Source organism: Sphingopyxis sp. (genome assembly GCF_035944815.1).
In the GTDB taxonomy this organism is placed as follows: Bacteria; Pseudomonadota; Alphaproteobacteria; order Sphingomonadales; family Sphingomonadaceae; genus Sphingopyxis.
Genome location: NZ_DASZAU010000002.1, coordinates 494346 through 511502, shown reverse-complemented (window position 1 = coordinate 511502; position 17157 = coordinate 494346). Strand labels below are relative to the sequence as shown.

The 17157-nt window shown below is 66.6% G+C and carries 17 protein-coding genes; 9 read left to right on the top strand and 8 right to left on the bottom strand.

Annotation, left to right across the window (positions count from 1 at the left end):
* The first annotated feature begins 55 nt into the window (after positions 1 to 55).
* The 5 genes from VGU00_RS03465 to VGU00_RS03445 all read left to right on the top strand — a co-directional run bounded on the left by VGU00_RS03465 (position 56) and on the right by VGU00_RS03445 (position 5129).
* The gene (locus VGU00_RS03465; RefSeq protein WP_327465509.1) at positions 56 to 826 is read left to right on the top strand and encodes a hypothetical protein; all 771 of its coding nucleotides are present in this window, start codon (positions 56 to 58) and stop codon (positions 824 to 826) included.
* Complete coding sequence (locus VGU00_RS03460) at positions 826 to 2931, top strand: TonB-dependent receptor plug domain-containing protein (protein WP_327465507.1); 2106 nt, start codon at positions 826 to 828, stop codon at positions 2929 to 2931. Before VGU00_RS03465 ends, VGU00_RS03460 begins: the two co-directional genes overlap by 1 nt.
* A 17-nt stretch (positions 2932 to 2948) precedes the next feature.
* Positions 2949 to 3338, top strand: coding sequence for a reverse transcriptase-like protein (locus VGU00_RS03455; RefSeq protein WP_327465506.1), 390 nt, complete (start codon positions 2949 to 2951; stop codon positions 3336 to 3338).
* A gap of 83 nt (positions 3339 to 3421) precedes the next feature.
* Positions 3422 to 3883 (top strand): hypothetical protein, encoded by a 462-nt coding sequence (locus VGU00_RS03450; RefSeq protein ID WP_414713492.1) that lies wholly within the window; start codon positions 3422 to 3424, stop codon positions 3881 to 3883.
* A gap of 205 nt (positions 3884 to 4088) precedes the next feature.
* A complete protein-coding gene (locus VGU00_RS03445) occupies positions 4089 to 5129 on the top strand; it encodes a rod shape-determining protein (RefSeq protein WP_327465504.1) in 1041 nt (346 codons plus the stop codon).
* A gap of 9 nt (positions 5130 to 5138) precedes the next feature.
* On the opposite strand, the gene VGU00_RS03440 is transcribed toward VGU00_RS03445, so the two are convergent.
* The 3 genes from VGU00_RS03440 to VGU00_RS03430 are packed head-to-tail and all read right to left on the bottom strand — an operon-like array spanning position 5139 to position 7407.
* Complete coding sequence (locus VGU00_RS03440) at positions 5139 to 6164, bottom strand: adenosine deaminase (RefSeq protein WP_327465503.1); 1026 nt, start codon at positions 6162 to 6164, stop codon at positions 5139 to 5141.
* Positions 6157 to 6732 (bottom strand): phosphoribosyltransferase, encoded by a 576-nt coding sequence (locus tag VGU00_RS03435; protein WP_327465502.1) that lies wholly within the window; start codon positions 6730 to 6732, stop codon positions 6157 to 6159. The genes VGU00_RS03440 and VGU00_RS03435 overlap by 8 nt, the downstream gene beginning before the upstream one ends.
* A gap of 9 nt (positions 6733 to 6741) precedes the next feature.
* Positions 6742 to 7407, bottom strand: coding sequence for a TetR/AcrR family transcriptional regulator (locus VGU00_RS03430; protein ID WP_327465501.1), 666 nt, complete (start codon positions 7405 to 7407; stop codon positions 6742 to 6744).
* 80 nt (positions 7408 to 7487) lie between these two features.
* Here VGU00_RS03430 and VGU00_RS03425 point away from each other — a divergent pair, with 80 nt between their 5' ends.
* Positions 7488 to 8228, top strand: a complete 741-nt coding sequence (locus tag VGU00_RS03425; protein WP_327465499.1) for an SDR family oxidoreductase — start codon at positions 7488 to 7490, stop codon at positions 8226 to 8228.
* 38 nt (positions 8229 to 8266) lie between these two features.
* On the opposite strand, the gene VGU00_RS03420 is transcribed toward VGU00_RS03425, so the two are convergent.
* Complete coding sequence (locus tag VGU00_RS03420) at positions 8267 to 9955, bottom strand: M20/M25/M40 family metallo-hydrolase (protein WP_327465497.1); 1689 nt, start codon at positions 9953 to 9955, stop codon at positions 8267 to 8269.
* A 17-nt stretch (positions 9956 to 9972) separates the two neighbouring features.
* Positions 9973 to 10458, bottom strand: a complete 486-nt coding sequence (locus tag VGU00_RS03415; protein ID WP_327465495.1) for a hypothetical protein — start codon at positions 10456 to 10458, stop codon at positions 9973 to 9975.
* Positions 10459 to 10567: 109 nt separating this feature from the next.
* Between VGU00_RS03415 and VGU00_RS03410 the strand changes: the two genes are divergently transcribed.
* Positions 10568 to 11644 carry an endonuclease/exonuclease/phosphatase family protein gene (locus VGU00_RS03410; protein WP_327465494.1) on the top strand — a complete coding sequence of 359 codons (1077 nt, stop codon included), beginning with the start codon at positions 10568 to 10570 and terminating at the stop codon, positions 11642 to 11644.
* 63 nt (positions 11645 to 11707) lie between these two features.
* A complete protein-coding gene (locus VGU00_RS03405; protein WP_327465492.1) occupies positions 11708 to 12421 on the top strand; it encodes a 2OG-Fe(II) oxygenase in 714 nt (237 codons plus the stop codon).
* Between the two features lie 60 nt (positions 12422 to 12481).
* On the opposite strand, the gene VGU00_RS03400 is transcribed toward VGU00_RS03405, so the two are convergent.
* On the bottom strand, positions 12482 to 12880 hold the full coding sequence (locus VGU00_RS03400) for an Ohr family peroxiredoxin (RefSeq protein WP_327465490.1): 399 nt from the start codon (positions 12878 to 12880) through the stop codon (positions 12482 to 12484).
* A 150-nt stretch (positions 12881 to 13030) separates the two neighbouring features.
* Here VGU00_RS03400 and VGU00_RS03395 point away from each other — a divergent pair, with 150 nt between their 5' ends.
* Positions 13031 to 13510 carry a hypothetical protein gene (locus tag VGU00_RS03395; protein ID WP_327465488.1) on the top strand — a complete coding sequence of 160 codons (480 nt, stop codon included), beginning with the start codon at positions 13031 to 13033 and terminating at the stop codon, positions 13508 to 13510.
* 102 nt (positions 13511 to 13612) lie between these two features.
* Here the strand turns inward: VGU00_RS03395 and VGU00_RS03390 are convergent, their stop codons facing one another.
* Together VGU00_RS03390 and VGU00_RS03385 are read right to left on the bottom strand one after the other, a co-directional pair.
* On the bottom strand, positions 13613 to 15769 hold the full coding sequence (locus VGU00_RS03390; protein WP_327465486.1) for a S9 family peptidase: 2157 nt from the start codon (positions 15767 to 15769) through the stop codon (positions 13613 to 13615).
* Between the two features lie 114 nt (positions 15770 to 15883).
* Positions 15884 to 17149 (bottom strand): L,D-transpeptidase family protein, encoded by a 1266-nt coding sequence (locus tag VGU00_RS03385; protein WP_327465484.1) that lies wholly within the window; start codon positions 17147 to 17149, stop codon positions 15884 to 15886.
* Positions 17150 to 17157: the final 8 nt, after the last annotated feature.

Here is a 17157-nt window from a genome sequence, read left to right as displayed (position 1 = left end):
CGCGGTCGCGGCGAGCGATGGCGCTCGCCCGGCGCGCGGAGGGAGGAGTGTCGCCATGAAAATCATCATCGCCGCGTCGAGTCTGGCCCTTTTGTCCACGCTGGCCGGCGCCGCGCCCGGGCAGCCGCCGTCGGCGCCCAACCTCGGTGACGCCGGGGATATACGGGACATTCGCTGGGAGGTGACGCCCGCCGGCGGGAACAAGGGCCAGCCGAGACTGGAGCTGCGCCACAAATCGTCGAACAGCGACATGTCGCTCGACGCCGGCCTTGGCGCACGGCGGCCGGAGTTCGCCATGGTTCGCGATGCGCTGGGCGCGGCGGGACCGGTGCGTTTTACCGTCCGGCACGCATCGGGAACGCTCGATTGCAGCGGCGAAGCGACACGTACTTTCGAGGGCAAAGGGCGGTGCAGCTTTGTGCCCGATGCAGGCTTTGCCCGCGCGTTGACCGAGCGCGGGCTGGCGCCCGAATCCGAGGCCGAGCAGCTGAGCATGTTGATGGTCGACGCGACGGTCGCGCTTGCCGACGGGCTGATCGACGAGGGTGTCCGCCCCGACGACGCGGGTGACCTGATCGCCGCGGCGGCGCTGGGCGTGACGGGCGAATATGTGCGCGACATCAAGTCCGAGGCGATCGCGCTCACCGATTTCGACGACGCGATCGCGTGCAAGGCGCTGGGTGTCGACGGGGCCTATGTGCGCGGACTGGCCGCGGCGGGATACCGGAAGCTGAGCGCCGACGATGTCGTCGGCATGAAGGCGATGGGGGTCACGGGGGAATATGCGCAGGCGATGAACCGCGCGGTGGGGGGAAATGTGAATTGATGCGTCCGGTCAGTCTTGCGGCGCTGTCGGCGGCGCTTTCCTTTTCCGTCGCGCCGGTCGCGGCGCAGGAGGCGCCCGTGTCGGGCGACACCCCGCCGCCGACGGCGACCGAAGCGCCCGCGGGCGGGCCGAGCAGCGCCACGCGGCAGGTTTATGCGCCCGCCGACTTCGCGCGCTACGTCCCGCGCAACGCCTATGACATGCTGATCCAGGTTCCCGGTTTCCAGATCCGCGACAATGAACAATTGCGCGGACTGGGGCAGGCGACGGGCAATGTGCTGTTCAACGGCGAACGACCGTCGAACAAGGCCGACGACATGTATACGCAGTTGTCGCGCATTCCCGCGGGCAATATCGAGCGGATCGAGATCGTCGACGGGGCAACGCTCGATATTCCTGGGCTGTCGGGGCAGGTCGCCAATATCGTCTATCGCGCCGACGCCTTTTCGGGCCAATTTTCGTGGAAGCCCGAATTTCGGCCGCATTATACCGACCCGCTGCTGACCCGTGCCGATGTGTCGGTGCGTGGCCGGAGCGGCGACGTCGAATATGAGGCGGCGCTGAGCAACGACGATTCGGCGCGCAGCGGCGCGGGCGGCCCGACGCTGATCTATGACGGCGCAGGCAATGTCATCGAGCGGCGCCGCGATATCTGGAACACGCATTATGACACGCCGAAGCTGTCGGGGCGGATCACCTGGGATCCAGCGGGCGACACGGTGGCGAACCTTGGCGGCCATTATCAGCGCAAATACGACCGCTATTACGAGGACGGCACGCGGATCGGCCCGGGGCTTCCCGACCGGCTGCGCACGGTGCGCGAAAATGCCGACAGCTGGAATTATGAAGTCAGCGGCGACTACCAGTTCGCGCTGGGGCCGGGGAAGCTGAAGCTGATCGGGCTGCGCCGTTTCAGCCACGAACCTTATGCACAGGAAATCGTCACGACGCCCGACGACGGGACGCCGGCGACGGGAGACCGTTTCGCGCAAACCGGCGACATCGGCGAGACGATCGCGCGCGGCGAATATCAGTGGAAGATGTTCGGCGGCGACTGGCAGTTGTCGGGGGAGGGCGCGTTCAACACGCTCGACAATGTCGCGTCGATCGCGGTGCTGGGCCCCGACGGACATTTCGTCGACCAGCCGTTCGACGGCGGCACGGGCGGCGTCAGCGAGGACCGGTACGAGGGGCTGTTGAGTTTCGGCCGCAAGCTCACCGACAAGCTCAATTTCCAGATCATCGCGGGCGCCGAACATTCGACGATCACGCAGACCGGCGTCAACGGCCTGACGCGGACCTTTTTCCGCCCCAAGGGGTCGATCTCGCTCGCCTGGACGCCGTCGGCCGATTTCGACGTGTCGGTGAAGCTGCGGCGCCGCGTGCTCCAGCTCAGCTTCTATGATTTCCTGGCGCGCGCCTTCCTCAACGACGGCAACCAGAATGAGAGCAACAACGACCTTCGGCCGCAACAGGACTGGACCTATGAGGCCGAGATCAACAAGAAGTTCGGTGCGTGGGGGTCGACCAAGATCATCCTGATCTATCGCGATGTCGAGGACCGCGTCGACGTCATCCCGATCGGGGCCAATGGCGAGGCGGTCGGCAATATCGCGAAAGCCAAGGCCGGCGCGATCGACTGGACCGCGACGATCAATCTCGACCCGGCGGGGATCAAGGGCATGCGGCTCGAACCCCGGATGCTCCTCCAGAAGAGTTCGCTGCGCGACCCCTTCACCGGCGAGAAAAGGCAGTGGAACGGCTTTACCGACACGGTGATCAGCCTGGGCCTGCGCCACGATATCCCGGGCAGCGACTGGGCGTGGGGGGGCGATGCCGAATATTCGCACTACCAGCCCAATTATCGCCGCAACCAGGTCGACAAGGTGTGGGAAGGGCCGGTGTGGGCATCGGTTTTCGTCGAGCACAAGAATGTGATGGGGATGACCGTCCGCGCGTCGATCCGCAACATCGCCAATGCCCGTTCGAAACGCGACCGTACCGTCTACACCGGCATCCGCGGCGAAAGCCCCGTCAGCTTCGTCGAGGAACGCGACCGGCTGATCGGCCCGATCTTCTCCTTTTCGGTGCGCGGCAAGTTCTGACAAGCTAAGGTAGTCCGATGCGTGGGCACCGGACCAAAATCTATTTCGACGGCGGCTGCCGCCCCAATCCGGGCGCGATGGAAATCGCGGTGGTTGCGGGCGGGGTCGTCGAGATCGATCGCGACATTGGCACGGGAAGCAGCATGGACGCCGAATGGCTGGCGCTGATCGCGGCTTTGCGGCTGGCGCGGAGGCGGGGGATGTCCGACGTCGTGTTGCTGGGCGATGCGGCGGCGGTGGTAGCGCAGGCGAATGGCGCGGTACGCGTGCGCGGGAGCGCGGTGCGGCATCTGGCGATCTTCCGCGAACTGGCCGGCGAGGGGCCAGCGCCCCGCGTCCGTCACATCAAGCGGACGCAAAATCTGGCGGGGATCGCGCTGGCGCGGGCCACTCCTGAAAAGAAATAGCCGCAGCGGGTTGTAAACCGGGATCATCACTTGTTAAGCGCCGCTCGCTTATCCTCTGGATGACACGACGGAAGACCAGCACGTTGAAGCCGACCCATCCCTTGCCCGTCCATCACAGCTGGGCGCTTTACGAGCGCGAGCGCCATTTCGCGCTGGGGCAGGTCCATGGCTATAACAGGCTCGACTGGGTTCCCGGCGCGGCGGCTGTAGCCGAACGGCCGGTGCAGGCGGGCGTTTGGGATTGCGATCTGTCGGATAGCAGCCTGACATGGTCCGACGAGGTCTATGACATCTTCGGTATCCCGAGGGGCGCCGCGGTGACGCGCGACGAGGCGGTCGCGCTCTATGCCGAAGAGTCGCGCGCGGCGATGGAGAAGCTCCGCGCCTATGCGATCCGGCACCGGCGCGGGTTCACGCTCGATGTCGAAATCCGGCCTGCGCTGGCGGCACGGCGATGGATGCGTTTGATCGCGGCGCCGCTCTGCGTCGGGGACCAGGTGATCCGGCTCCAGGGGTTGAAATTCATCGTTCCGGCGCGCGACTGAGCGCGTGGGCAGCCGCGAAGCTGTCGGTGAACCGTGCGGTAACGGCGTCCGTCGGAGCGCGATTTTCGTCCGGGCCTGAGAAACCAACGGTCTGCACCGGTACCGGTTGACGCCCCCGAAGGTTGATCACAAGCGAAGGTTCACGGGCGTTGCGCGGCCAGCCGCATGCGCGCCCGCTTCCCCTGACCGAAAGCTTCTATCCCCTATGAAATTCTTCAATCGGTTCACATCGGCCGCCTATGATATGGCCATCGACCTGGGAACCGTGAACACCGTCGTCTATGTGCGCGACAAGGGCATCGTCCTGAACGAACCCTCGGTGGTCGCCCTCGAAACGCGCGACGGCGTGCGGCGGGTCAAGGTCGTCGGCAACGAAGCCAAGCCGATGATGGGCAAGACGCCGAACAATATCCAGGCGATCCGCCCGCTGCGCGACGGGGTGATCGCGGACATCGATGTCGCCGAGCAGATGATCAAGCATTTCATCGACAAGGCGCTGGGCGGACCGAGCCGGTTGCGCCAGCGCAGCAACGTCGTCGTGTGCGTGCCGTCGGGATCGACGATGGTCGAACGCCGTGCGATCCGCGATGCCGCTTCGAACGCGGGCGCGGTGTCGGTCCAGCTGATCGAGGAATCGCTCGCGGCGGCGATCGGCGCGGGCCTGCAGGTCACGCAGCCGACGGGGGCGATGGTCGTCGATATCGGCGGCGGGACGACCGAGGTCGCGATCCTGTCGCTGGGCGGCATCGCCTATAGCAATTCGGCGCGCGTCGGCGGCGACAAGATGGACGACATGATTTCCTCCTACATCCGCCGCAAGCACAACCTGATGATCGGCGAAATGACCGCCGAGCGCGTCAAGCTGGCGATCGGATGCGCGACGCCGCCCGACGGCGAAGGCATCGTGATGGGCGTGAAGGGGCGCGACCTTGTGAATGGCCGTCCGTCCGAAGTCCGCGTGTCCGAAGCCGAGGTCGCCGACGCGCTGGCCGAACCGGTCGGGCAGATCGTCGCGGCGGTGCGCGCCGCGCTGGAGCAGACGCCCCCCGAATTGTCGGCCGACATCATCGACTATGGCATCACGCTGACCGGCGGCGGCGCGCTGCTCAGGCGGATGGACGTCGCGATCGCCGAGGCGACGGGGCTGCACGTCCAGGTCGCCGAGGACGCGCTGATCTGCGTCGCGATGGGGGCCGGGCTGGCGTTCGAGGATCGCGCTTATCACGGCGTCCTGCTTGCCGCCTGACCGCGGCGGTCAGGCGTAGGCGTCGATCGCCGCGAGGTGCTTCGCCTTGTCGGCGTCGTCCAGGAACGAGCCGGTAAAACTGTTGCGCGCGAGCGTGAGCAATTCGTCCTTCGACAGGTCGAGCGCGTCGGCGACGGCGCGGTAGTTGGCGTTCACATAACCGCCAAAATAGCTGGGATCGTCGCTGTTCACCGTTGCGTGGAGCCCGGCCGCGAGCATCGTGCGCAGCGGATGGTCGGCGATGTCACCGACGACGCAGAGCTTGAGGTTCGAGAGCGGGCAGACGGTGAGCGTCATGCCCTCGGCCGCGAGGCGCGCGACGAGCGCGGAATCTTCGAGGCTGCGGTTGCCATGGTCGATGCGGTCGACCTTCAGGAGGTCGAGCGCTTCATGGACATAGGCGGGCGGGCCTTCCTCGCCCGCATGCGCGACGAGCTTGAGCCCGAGGGTGCGTGCGCGCGCGAAGACGCGTTCGAACTTGGCAGGCGGGTGGCCGACTTCGGACGAATCGAGCCCGACGCCGTCGATGCGATCGAGATATGGCAAGGCCTCGTCGAGGGTCTTTTCGGCATCGGCTTCGCTGAGGTGGCGGAGGAAGCACATGATGAGTTTCGAGGTCATGCCATAGCTGGCTTCCGCATCGTCGAGCGCGCGGGTGATGCCCGCGATGACGGTTCCGAAGGCGACACCGCGTTCGGTATGCCCTTGCGGATCGAAGAAGATTTCGACGTGGCGGACGGCATCGGCGTGCGCGCGCGCCAGATAGGCAGCGGTGAGGTCGTAAAAATCCTGCTCGACCTGGAGGACGCCCATCCCCTGATAATAGATGTCGAGGAAATCCTGTAGGTTCGAGAAGGCGTAAGCGGCGCGCACCTCGTCGACGCTGGCGAAGGGGATGGCGACATCGTTGCGCTGCGCGAGTTCGAACATGAGTTCGGGTTCGAGCGAGCCTTCGATATGCAGGTGCAGTTCGGCCTTGGGCAGGCCGGCGATGAAGGCGGCGCGGTCCTCGGTCGATGCGAATCCGTCAGCCATGGGACACTCCCTCTTCGCGCAGGATGATCGCCGCTTCGGGCTTGTGCTGCCGGATTTCGTCGATCGTCAAGCCGTCGACCTCGTGCGGGAAGATCAGCCACTGGTCGGTTTCATGGACGAAGAAATCGGGGCGGAGGTCGGTGACGTTGCGGCGGGGCTTGAACCACACGGTCGCGATGCGGACGTCGTGCGGCATATTGTGGCGGCAGCGCGCCTTCAGCTCGGCGATGAAGGCGCGAATGCTGCGGCCCGAATCGAAGACGTCGTCGATGATGAGGAGCCGGTCTTCGGGGTTCAGCGTGTCGATCAGATAGCCCAATGCGAAGACTTTGACGTGCGCATCCTGCTTGTCGATACCATGATAGGACGAGGTGCGGATTGCGATGTGGTCGCAGTGGTGGCCGTGGTAGTCGAGCAGTTCCTGCACCGCGATGCCGACCGGCGCGCCGCCGCGCCAGATGCCGACGAGGTGCGTCGGTTTGAAGCCGCTGTCCAGCACCTGCATCCCGAGCCGGAAGGAATCGGCGAGCAGGTCGTTCGCGCTGATGAAGATTTTCGCGTCGCTCATGGACGCGGATTAATCCTGTGCGCCGTCCCCCGCAAGACGCGCGTCCCATCCGGCGATAGCAAGCGCCGCGACCGCTTTGAGCTCTTCGCGGCCGGCGCCGTCGCGGGCGAGGATCGACATGCCCGTCTGGATCGTCTGGACGAAGCGCGCGAGCGCGTGGAGGTCCGCCGACGCCGGGATTTCGCCCGCCGCCACCGCGCGCGCGAAACGGTCTTTCAGCCGGTCGAGCGTGATGGCGCGCGCGCCGCGCACCAGTTCGCGCAGATCGTCATGGCCGTCGCCGCCGACGTTCGACAGCGCGACCATGCACCCGCGCGGCATGTCTGCGACGCAGCCGGTGAGCGCCGCCGCCGAATCCATGAGCAGCGCGCGGACGGCCGCGCGCGCGGTGGGGGCGGCGAAATAGCCGTCCCACACAAAATGCTGGTTGGTGTCGGCATAGTGGCGCAGCGCCTCTTCGTAGAGCGCCTCTTTCGAGCCGAAGGCGGCGTAGAGGCTGGGCGCGCCGACGCCCATCGCGCCGGTCAGGTCGGCGATCGAGGTCGCTTCATAGCCATTTTCCCAGAACAGGCGGGTCGCGCGGTCGAGCGCCTCGGTGCGGTCGAACGCGCGCGGCCGCCCGCGCGCGCGCGGCGGTTTCTGGTCCGGTTTCGAGGCGGAATCCAATTTTTGCATCGATCGCTACATAATATATTGACAGGCGATTGCAAGCTTCCTAGCTAATTATGTATCGAACGTTACATAAAGGAAAGATCATGACCGAACTTGCTGGAAAAAAGGCGCTGGTGACCGGCGCATCGCGCGGCATCGGCGCCGCGATCGCGCTGGCGCTGGCGGAAAAGGGTGCCGACGTCGCCATCACCTATGAACGGTCGGCGGACCTCGCGGTCGAGGTGGTAGCGGGAATCGAGGCGAAGGGCCGTCGCGGCGTCGCCATACAGGCCGACAGCGCCGACCCGGCCGCGATCAGGCGCTCGGTCGACGAGGCGGTCGCGGCGCTCGGCGGGCTCGATATCCTCGTCAACAATGCGGGAATCGCCCGCTACGGCACGATCGCCGATATCAGCGTCGAGGATGTCGACGCGCTGCTCGGCGTCAATATCCGCGGACCGATCCTGACCTCGCAGGCGGCGATCCCGCATCTGGGCGCGGGCGGCCGGATCATCACGATCGGATCGGTCGGCGCCGAACGCATCGTCGGCGACGGCGCGACGGTCTATTTCGCGACCAAATCGGCGCTGCACGCCTTCAACATGGGGCTGGCGCGCGAGGTGGGGCCGCGCGATATCACGGCAAATCTTGTCCAGCCCGGATCGACCGACACCGACATGAACCCCGCGAGCGGCGAATTCGCCGAGTTCCAGCGGTCGCTGATCCCGCTCGGCCGTTTCGGCAAGGCCGAAGATGTCGCCGCGGCGGTGACGTTCCTCGCGAGCCCGGCGGCGCGGCAGATCACCGGTACGACGCTGACCGTCGACGGCGGCGCGAACACCTGAGGTTGGAGGCGGGCGCCCGGCGAGGCGCCCGCTTCTTCCTATTTCCGCGCTGCAGCGCTCGCGTCGCGGATTGCCTTGAACTCGCTGCCGGCTTTCCATTCGGGCCAGCGCGCCGAGCGCGCGAGCTCGTCGCCGAGCTGGTAGAAAAGATCGATGTCCTGCACGGCGCCATCGAGGTTCCAGCTTTCGTCCCACGCGTCGCACGCCTGATGATAGCATTTGCCCGTATAGGCATCGACCCACGCCTGCCCGGCGGGCTTGCCGCCCTCGACGAGGTCGGAGGCGCCCGCGATGCCCATCATAAGGAGGACGGGGACGCCGCGCTTGGCGAGGCTGAAATGGTCGGCGCGGTAGAAGAGGCCGCGTTCGGGCAGGCTTTCGACGCTGACGGTGCGGCCCTGCGCCTTTGCAACGCGTGCGAGATCGTCTTCGAGACTGCCCTGCCCCTTGCCGACGAGGACGACGTCCTTGGCCTTACCGGCGGTCTGGAGGATGTCGAGGCCAAAGTTCGCGACGGTTTTTTCGGCGGGGAAGACCGGGGTTTGCGCATAGGCTTCCGATCCCAGCAGCCCGCGTTCCTCGGCGGTCCAGAAGGCGAAGGCGATCGTGCGGTCGGGCGCGGGCGCCGCCTTGAACAGCCGGGCGATCTCGAACAATCCGGCGACGCCGAGCGCGTCGTCATTGGCGCCGGCGCGGTAGATGCGGCCCTTTTCGTCGGGGGCACCCTCGCCATAGGCATCCCAGTGCGCGCCGTACATCACCACCTCGTCGGAGCGTTTGGCGCCCGAAATCCTGGCGAGGACATTCTGGCTCTGCACGACTTCCTGCGTCACCGGGAGCGCGGCGTTGAAGCCGGTGCCGAGGTCGACGGGTTTGAAATCCTTGCGGCGTGCGATTGTGCGCAGCTTTGCCAGATCCTGCCCGGCGTTCGCGAACAGGCGGGTCGCGGTTTCGCCCGAGATCCAGCCCTGCAGCGCGAGGCTGGTCACCTGTTCGGGCGGTTTGACGAGGCCGTAATTTTCGCCGCCGGGGCTTTTGACGACGTTCCAGCCATAGCCGACGCCGTCGGTGTCATGGACGATCAGCGCGCCGATCGCGCCGCGGCGCGACGCTTCCTCGAACTTGTAGGTCCAGCGGCCATAATAGGTCATGGTGCGGCCGCCGAACTTGCCGAACGCGTCCTCGCCCTTCGCCGCGACGAAATCGGGATCGTTGATCAGGAAGACCGCGACCTTGCCCTTCAGGTCCTGCCCCTTGAAATCGTCCCAGCCGCGTTCGGGGGCGGTGACGCCATAGCCGACGAAGACCATCGGGGCGTTCGCGATCACCGCCTGGTCCTTCGGCTGGAGCGTCGAGAGATAGATGTCGGTGCCGAAATTGAGCGGGGTGGCGCTACCCTTGCGGTCGAAGGCGAGCGTCGTCGGCGTGCCGACGCGCGTGTGGAGCAAAGGCACGGGCTGCGTCCAGCCGCCGTCGGGCCCCGCGGGTTCGAGCCCCAGCGCCTGAAGCCGGCCGATCAGATAGCCGATCGTGCGTTCCTCGCCGATCGTACCCGGCGCGCGGCCCTGGAACTGGTCGGACGCGAGCGTGCGGACTGTCTGGGCGAGGTTCGCGGCGTCGATGCCCGATTGCGCCGCGGCGGGCGCGGCGGTGGTGCCCGATTGCGCCGCAGCGGGCGCGGCGGCGGTGGCAGCGAACAGGAGGGCGGCGGCGATAGTGCGGGACATGGGGGACTTTCCGTGGATCAGCGGTCGAGACAGCGTTTGAGATAGGCGCGTGCGCCGGCAAAGTCGCGCATTTCCATCGTCATCGGCGCGGCCTTTTCGATCGAGAGGGTAAGCGTGAAGTCGGCGGGGAGTTTGTCGAGATTTTCGACATGGCCAAGACCCACATCGTGCCACATGCGCCCCTCATCGATCGGATAGCTCGTAACCTCGACCTCGCCATCGCCGATGCCGGTGATTGCGAGCCTGGCCTTGCGCGGTTCGAGCGCGCGCGTTTCGCCCTTTTCGAGCGGCTTGGGATCGCCGCGGCGCGCGCGGTCCGAAATCGCGAGCTTCATATTGCTCGTGTCGCTGCCGACCGAGAGCATCCAGCTGCGCTCGGCATCGGCGGGATCGGTCCAGGTGACGGCGCATTGCATCTCGCCGCTCCACGGCGGATCTGCGCCGTCGGCGGGCTGGGCGGCGAGCATCAGGAGCGGCATCAGCGCGGTGGGGAGAAGGGGCATGGCCTTGTTTCCCGTTTCGGGTTTGGAAACCGGACCTTAGCACGGCGGAGCGCGTTGTGAACCGCAGGGCGGTGACGATTGCGGCCGCGTGCGTTAGGGGCGGGGGGTGATGTCTGTTCTTCGCGCTTCGTTTCTTCGGCGGTCCGTTGTCGCGGCAAGCGCCCTTGCGCTCGCTGCCTGCGGGCCGAAGCCGCCGCTGCGCGTGATGGCGTGCGATGCGGCGCCCGCCGCGCCGGTGACGCTGGCCGCCGACGGGCAAACGGCCAGCGCGACGCTGTCGGTGCTGACCTATAATCTGGAGGGGCTGGGCTGGCCGGCGCGCAAGGGGCGAGCGGCCGAGCTGCGGCAGATCGGCGCGCGGCTGGCGGCGATGCGCGAAGCGGGCACGGCGCCCGACGTCGTGCTGTTCCAGGAAATGTTCAGCGGCGCCGCGAAACGCGCGGTCGCGGCGAGCGGTTATCCGGCGATCGCGCCGGGGCCGCGCCGCCTGACGAAGCCCTGGATTGCCGACCATGCGAAGATGGCGGGCAAAGCCAAGCCGCTGAAGGGCGAGCTCGGGATCAAGCTGCTCGGCGGCGGGCTGGCGATCGCGTCGCGCTATCCGATCGTCGATACGGCGCTCGATGCCTATGGCCGCCGCGCCTGTGCGGGGCTCGATTGCCTGTCGAACAAGGGGGTGATGCTGGCGCGCATCGCGATGCCCGGGGTGCCCGCACCGATCGACATCTATAACACCCATATGAATTCGCGCGGCGCGTCGGGGGTGTCCGCGGCGCGCGACGGCGAGGCGCATGCGCGGCAGGCGATCGCGGCATCGGAGTTTATCGGGCGGACGCAGGATCTGGCGGTGCCGCTGATCTTTGGCGGCGATTTCAACATGCGCCATTCGGAGGACCGCTGGGCGGGATTTTCCGAATATCACCCGCTGACCTTGGTCCATGAGATATGCATCGATCCGGCGTCGGGGTGCGAGGTGAAGATGTCGTGGGACGGCGACGCGCCGTGGATGGACACGCAGGACCTGCAATTTTTCGCCGACGGCGAGCAGGTGACGATGCGGCCGATCCGCGTCGAGGCGCTGTTCGACGGCGGCGCGAGCGGCCCGCAATTGTCGGATCATGACGGGTTCCTCGTGACCTATGAACTGCGCTGGCCGGCGGCGATGGCGGCGCACCCCGCCTGCTGATTTGAGCGCAAGAAACGGGGCGCGGTCATGCGCGCGGGCTGGCAGGGCTGTGCCATGACCGCAATGGACATAACGATCGATACGCGCCTTGCCGCGCTGGACTGGGATGCGGCGCTGGCGGCGCTCGACCGCGACGGGTGGGCGGTGGTGCCCGCGCTGCTCGGCGGCGGCGAATGCGATGCGCTGGCCGCGCTCTATGCCGAAGAGGCGGGGTTTCGCAGCCATGTCCATATGGCGCGGCACGGGTTCGGGCGCGGCGAATATCGCTATTTCGCCTATCCGCTGCCGCCACTGGTCGCCGGGCTGCGCGCCGCGCTCTATCCGCGGCTCGTCGCGGTCGCGAACCGCTGGCACGAAAGGATGGGAATGGCGGTGCGTTTTCCGGCGGAGCATGCCGAATTCCTCGCGCGTTGCCACGGCGCGGGGCAGCGGCGGCCGACGCCGCTGCTGCTGCAATATGGTCCGGGCGACTATAATTGCCTGCACCAGGACTTGTATGGCGAGCATGTCTTTCCGGTGCAGGCGGCGGTGCTGCTGTCGGCGCCGGGGGGCGATTTTACGGGCGGGGAATTTGTGCTGACCGAGCAGCGGCCGCGTATGCAATCAAGAGCCGCCGTCGTGCCGCTGGCGAAGGGCGATGCGGTGCTGTTCGCGGTGAATGCCCGGCCGGTACGCGGCAGCCGCGGCGATTACCGGGTGGCGATGCGGCACGGGGTCAGCGAGCTGCGGTCGGGACGGCGCCACACTTTGGGGGTGATCTTCCACGACGCGGCGTGAACCCGTCGGGACGGTCCAACCGGGCGGCGCATCGCTGCGCCGCCCGGTCGACGAGAAACTTCAGGCGAGGTTGAGTTCGATGTCGATATTGCCTTCGACCGCCTTCGAATAGGGGCAGACCTTGTGGGCAAGGTCGACGAGTTCGCGCGCCGTGTCGCGGTCGACGCCGGGAACCGAAATGTCGAGGCGCGCGCGCAGGACAAAGCCGTCGGCGCCGCGGTTCAGGAGGTCGATCGTCGTGTCGGCTTCGGGGCTGGCGGGCAGCGTTACCTTCTTCTGCGACGCGGCGAGTTCGAGCGCGCCGATGAAGCAGGCCGACCAGGCGGCGGCGAAGAGATTTTCGGCCGCGGGGTGCGGCTGGGGCAGCGCGATGTCGAGCACGCCGTTGGTGCTGCGGGCGTAGCCGTCCTTGCCGCCTTTGACGTGGGTGGTGCCGGAGAAGAGAATTTTGTCAGCCATGTTCGGGGTCCTTTCGGAGGGTTGTGATCGCATCCGTTTTTATCGGATGCGATGTAATTAGGTGAGTCGCATGGCAAGGTCAAGCGTGCACGATTAAATCGTGTGCGATATAATTATAAGATATTGATATCGGGCGGGTAAAATTTGTGATTGGCCGACATCTCTGAAGGCGCTGAACAGAGATCGCGTGGGTTGGAAACCAACTCCCACTTCACATTATTGCCGGTTAACGGCGAAAATCTCTGGGGCTCCAGCGTTACGACAAGCCACATCGAGGCAGGGTGCGTCGAACCAGATTTCGCCATTGCCGATCATCGCGCCGTCATAGCGACGGAACAGCATATCTGCTCGCTGAGCCAATATGGCGCGCCGGATCGGCTCCGAAAATATATGGTCGAAGTCACGCAAGATCGATCGTCGACTTCTGTATATTTTGACCTGTTTCGCGGATGGTCCGTTTACGCGCAACGGCAGTCGGACCATGTCCGCGATGGCTTGTCGATCATCGGCTTGCATCGCGCTCTGCAGTTTAACGAGAAACCGGATGTCGCCCAACGATTTTGTCTCGTCCTTGGCGAAACTTGTCATCGGCAAGAGCGCCATGAAAATGAGGCAAATTGGGGTGAATAGCCGGAGCATCCGCTTAGGCTAAACCGAAAACGACCAGGTATCTAGCGTTGAAGAGGCCGACACTCGTCGTATCGGCTTCTTCAACGCCAACCGCCGGGCGCGCTATTCCGCCGACGCGCCCGCGGCCGGGCGCTTCCAGCCCTTCTTGTACTTTTCGAACCATGCGAGGATCGCCGACGCCTTGGCCGCCGATTGCGAGGGGCGCGCGGCGATGCTGCCGTGGCTGGCGCCGGGGACCTTGATCAGCGCGGTGGGGACGCCGCGCAGGCGGAGCGCGGTGTAATATTGTTCGGATTCGCTGACCGGGGTGCGATAATCCTCCGCGCCGACGATGACGAGCGTCGGGGTTTCGACATTGCCGACGAGCGAGAGGGGGGAGCGCGACCAGAAGAGTTCGGGCTTTTCCCATGGCTGGGCGCCGAGCCAGTAGCGGCCGAAGAAGGCGGGGCCGTCGGCGGTCAGCGCCTGCGTCGTCCAGTTGATCACCGGCTTTTGCGTCACCGCGGCCTTGAAGCGGTTGGTCTTCCCCACGATCCAGCTGGTGAGCACGCCGCCGCCCGAGCCGCCGGTGACGAACAGCGCGTCGGGATCGGCGACGCCGAGCTCGATCGCGCGGTCGACGATGCTGATGAGGTCGAAATAGTCGTTGCCCGGATAGGCCTTGTCGATCTCGTTCGCGAAGGCCTCGCCATAGCTGGTCGATCCGCGCGGGTTGGACGACAACACCGCATAGCCGCCCGCGGCATAAAGCTGGTTGTCGGTCGAGAAATGCGGGCCATAGGCGGTGAAGGGACCGCCGTGGATTTCGAGGATCAGCGGCACGCGCTGGCCCTCGACATAACCGGGCGGGAGCGTCAGCCAGCCCTCGATCGCCTTGCCGTCGTGGCTGGACGCGACCGTGATCTTGCGCACCTCGCCGAGCGATTTCACTTCGCGCAGGCTCCGGTTGAGGTCGGTGAGGATGCGCGCCGCCCCGCCGCGGGCGAGCTGGACTTCGGCGGGGCGGGTGCCGGTGCCGCCGGTGAAGGCGACCGCGCCGCCGTCGGACACGGTGAAGCTGCCGCCGGTATAGGGGCGGTCCATCCCGCCGCCCGAAATCCCCTTGGCGACGTCGCGAACCGACCCGTCGAGGCCGATGCGCGCGATCTTCGTTTCGCCATGATCGTCATATTGCGCGTAGAGCGCGCGGCCGCCTTCGCCCCACTGGATCGCGTCGACGCTGTAATCCCAATTTTCGGTGATGTTGCGGCGACCCGATCCGTCGCGGTTCATCACATAGAGATTGGTGTTTTCATAAGCGCGGCCGGCATCGTCGAAGCCGAGATACGCGATCTTGCCGCCGTCGGGCGAGACGAGCGGATTGGCGTCGGGGCCGTTGCGGTCGGTGAGCGCGGTGATCCCGCCGCTCGCGACGTCGAGCGCATGGATTTCGCTTTCGACGGGGTCGCTTTCCCAGTCGGGCTTGCGGTTCGCGCTGAAATAGAGGGTGCGGCCGTCGCGCGACCAGCTCAGCGGGCCACCGTCGTGATAGGGGCCGAAGGTCAGCTGGCGCGGCGAGCCGCCGGTCGCGGGGACGAGAAAGATTTTCTCGAACCCCGGTTCGACATAGCCCTGTCCGTCGGCGCGGTAGGTGAGCAGGTCACGGACCTCGAGCGGTTCGGCCCAGTTCGCGCCCTCGGGCTTGTTCGCGGGGGCGCTGCCGAATTTGGGTCCCGCGTCCTTGACGAGCATCGAATAGGCGATCGAACGGCCGTCGGGCGACCAGGCGAGGCTCGACGGGCTGGTCGGGAGGCCGGTGAGGCGGACGGCCTCGCCGCCGGTCATCCAGCGCACCCAGAGCTGCGCGCTGCCGCCCTCGGTCGAGACATAGGCAAGGCGCTTGCCGTCGGGCGACCAGCGCGGCGAGAAGGCGCCGCCGGCGCGGCCCGCGACCGGGGTTTCTTCGCCCGTCGCCGTGTCGATCAGCCAGATCGAGCTGACCGCGCGGTCGGTCATGATGTCGTTCGACCGGCGGACATAGGCGATATGGCGACCGTCGGGGCTGATCTGCGGATCGGCGGCGATCGAGAGGTCGAACAGGTCGGCGCCGGTGAGGCGGCGTTCGGGGCCCTTGCGCGCGCTGCCGGCGGCGGAGGCGGACATCGGCGCCGGGGTCGCCGCTTCGGCGGCGGGGGTGGCGGTTTCCCGTTCTTCCTGCGCGAGGCCGAGTTGCGGGATGAGCGCGAGAAGGCTCGCGCCGAGAAGTGCCAGTTTGCGCATGAAATGCAGCCCCTTGTCAGAATGTGTTGGCCTGCCCCGATCCCACCGTCGGCCAGCCGCGCGCAACAGGTCGCAAACTATCGCGCCTTCTTCAAGGCGAAATCCGATAGCTCGCTAACTGTCGCGGCCGTAGACGTCGTCGCGGAAGGCGATGCCGCGGTCGGTCGCGATCGCGGTGATATAGGTGAGGTAGACGGGCACCTCGACGGGCAGCGCGACCGCCTGTTCGGGCGCCTTCGATTTGGTGCGGATCGAACGGTGGAGCAGCCACTGGCCGAGCGCGGCCGCATTTTCGAGGCGGATGCAGCCGTTCGAGAAATGGCGGTCGGCCTTTTTGAGCAGGTCGCGTTCGGGGGTGTCGTGGAGGTAGATGCCCTCGTCGTTGGGGAAGAGGAATTTGACGCGGCCCATCGAATTGGCGCCGCCGGGCAGTTCGCGCAGGCGCAGGACCTGATCGCCCGCGGCGACCGCGGGCCAGTCGATTTCGGACGGGGCGAGCTTGCGCGGATTGGGGCCCCAGTCGGACAAGGCCTCCATCCGCAGCGAGGCGAGGCTGCGCCCGGCGAGGACCTTGGGCGCGACGCTTTTCTGCGCGAGATAGTCGGGGACGTTCCAATAGGGGTTGAGGATCGCCCATTGCAGCTTGCCCGCGAGCATCGGCGTCTGCGTTTCGGGGGCGCCGACGACGACCTTCATCGTGCCCGCGCGCTTGCCCGCGTCATAATACCAGAGCTGGCCCGACGAGGCGTCGACGACGACATGATGCACATAGGGACCCGGCAGGATGCGCGCGCGATCGAGGTTGAGGCGGAGGCGCGCCATTGCGTCCTTCGATACGCCCCCGGCCTGCGCGCGGCCCATGAGGGTGCGGAGGCGGACATAATGTTCGCTCATCCAGCCCATATTCCTGATGTAACCGCCGAAATCCCTGGGGAAGGCGGCGGCGCGCAGCACGGTTTCGGCGTCGGCCTTTTTCGGGCGCAGCGACTTGTCGGCATAGTCCATCCTGGCCCTGCCCGGGCTGCGCATGTCGCGGACATAGCGCGCGAAGGCGGCCGAGAGCGCGACATCGGCGCGCGCGAGCGCCTGCGGATCGCCGCCGCGCGCGCGGGCGATCAGCGCTTCGAGCTTTTCGAGATCATAGGATGAGGATTTGAGGTCGTCGCGCGATGCGGTCGACAGATGGCCGAGCAGCACCGCCGCCTCGGGCCCGAGCTTGCCCGCGCGGACCCACAGCGGTTTGTAACCGCGCGAAGCATAGAAGCGTTTGACGTCGCCGCCCGCTTCTTCGCGGATCGCGCCGACGAGCGTGGGGCTCGCGCCTTGCACAGCGGGAGCGGCGAAGGCGGGCGCGGCGAGCGGCGCACCGAGCGCCAGCAATGCGAGGA

What these genes read in the sequence shown, in the direction of transcription:
- VGU00_RS03465 (WP_327465509.1), top strand. Translation starts at nt 56, where the DNA reads ATGAAAATCATCATCGCCGCGTCGAGTCTGGCCCTTTTGTCCACGCTG.
- VGU00_RS03460 (WP_327465507.1), top strand. Translation starts at nt 826, where the DNA reads ATGCGTCCGGTCAGTCTTGCGGCGCTGTCGGCGGCGCTTTCCTTTTCC.
- VGU00_RS03455 (WP_327465506.1), top strand. Translation starts at nt 2,949, where the DNA reads ATGCGTGGGCACCGGACCAAAATCTATTTCGACGGCGGCTGCCGCCCC.
- VGU00_RS03445 (WP_327465504.1), top strand. Translation starts at nt 4,089, where the DNA reads ATGAAATTCTTCAATCGGTTCACATCGGCCGCCTATGATATGGCCATC.
- VGU00_RS03440 (WP_327465503.1), bottom strand. Translation starts at nt 6,164, where the DNA reads ATGGCTGACGGATTCGCATCGACCGAGGACCGCGCCGCCTTCATCGCC.
- VGU00_RS03435 (WP_327465502.1), bottom strand. Translation starts at nt 6,732, where the DNA reads ATGAGCGACGCGAAAATCTTCATCAGCGCGAACGACCTGCTCGCCGAT.
- VGU00_RS03430 (WP_327465501.1), bottom strand. Translation starts at nt 7,407, where the DNA reads ATGCAAAAATTGGATTCCGCCTCGAAACCGGACCAGAAACCGCCGCGC.
- VGU00_RS03425 (WP_327465499.1), top strand. Translation starts at nt 7,488, where the DNA reads ATGACCGAACTTGCTGGAAAAAAGGCGCTGGTGACCGGCGCATCGCGC.
- VGU00_RS03420 (WP_327465497.1), bottom strand. Translation starts at nt 9,955, where the DNA reads ATGTCCCGCACTATCGCCGCCGCCCTCCTGTTCGCTGCCACCGCCGCC.
- VGU00_RS03415 (WP_327465495.1), bottom strand. Translation starts at nt 10,458, where the DNA reads ATGCCCCTTCTCCCCACCGCGCTGATGCCGCTCCTGATGCTCGCCGCC.
- VGU00_RS03410 (WP_327465494.1), top strand. Translation starts at nt 10,568, where the DNA reads ATGTCTGTTCTTCGCGCTTCGTTTCTTCGGCGGTCCGTTGTCGCGGCA.
- VGU00_RS03405 (WP_327465492.1), top strand. Translation starts at nt 11,708, where the DNA reads ATGGACATAACGATCGATACGCGCCTTGCCGCGCTGGACTGGGATGCG.
- VGU00_RS03400 (WP_327465490.1), bottom strand. Translation starts at nt 12,880, where the DNA reads ATGGCTGACAAAATTCTCTTCTCCGGCACCACCCACGTCAAAGGCGGC.
- VGU00_RS03390 (WP_327465486.1), bottom strand. Translation starts at nt 15,769, where the DNA reads ATGCGCAAACTGGCACTTCTCGGCGCGAGCCTTCTCGCGCTCATCCCG.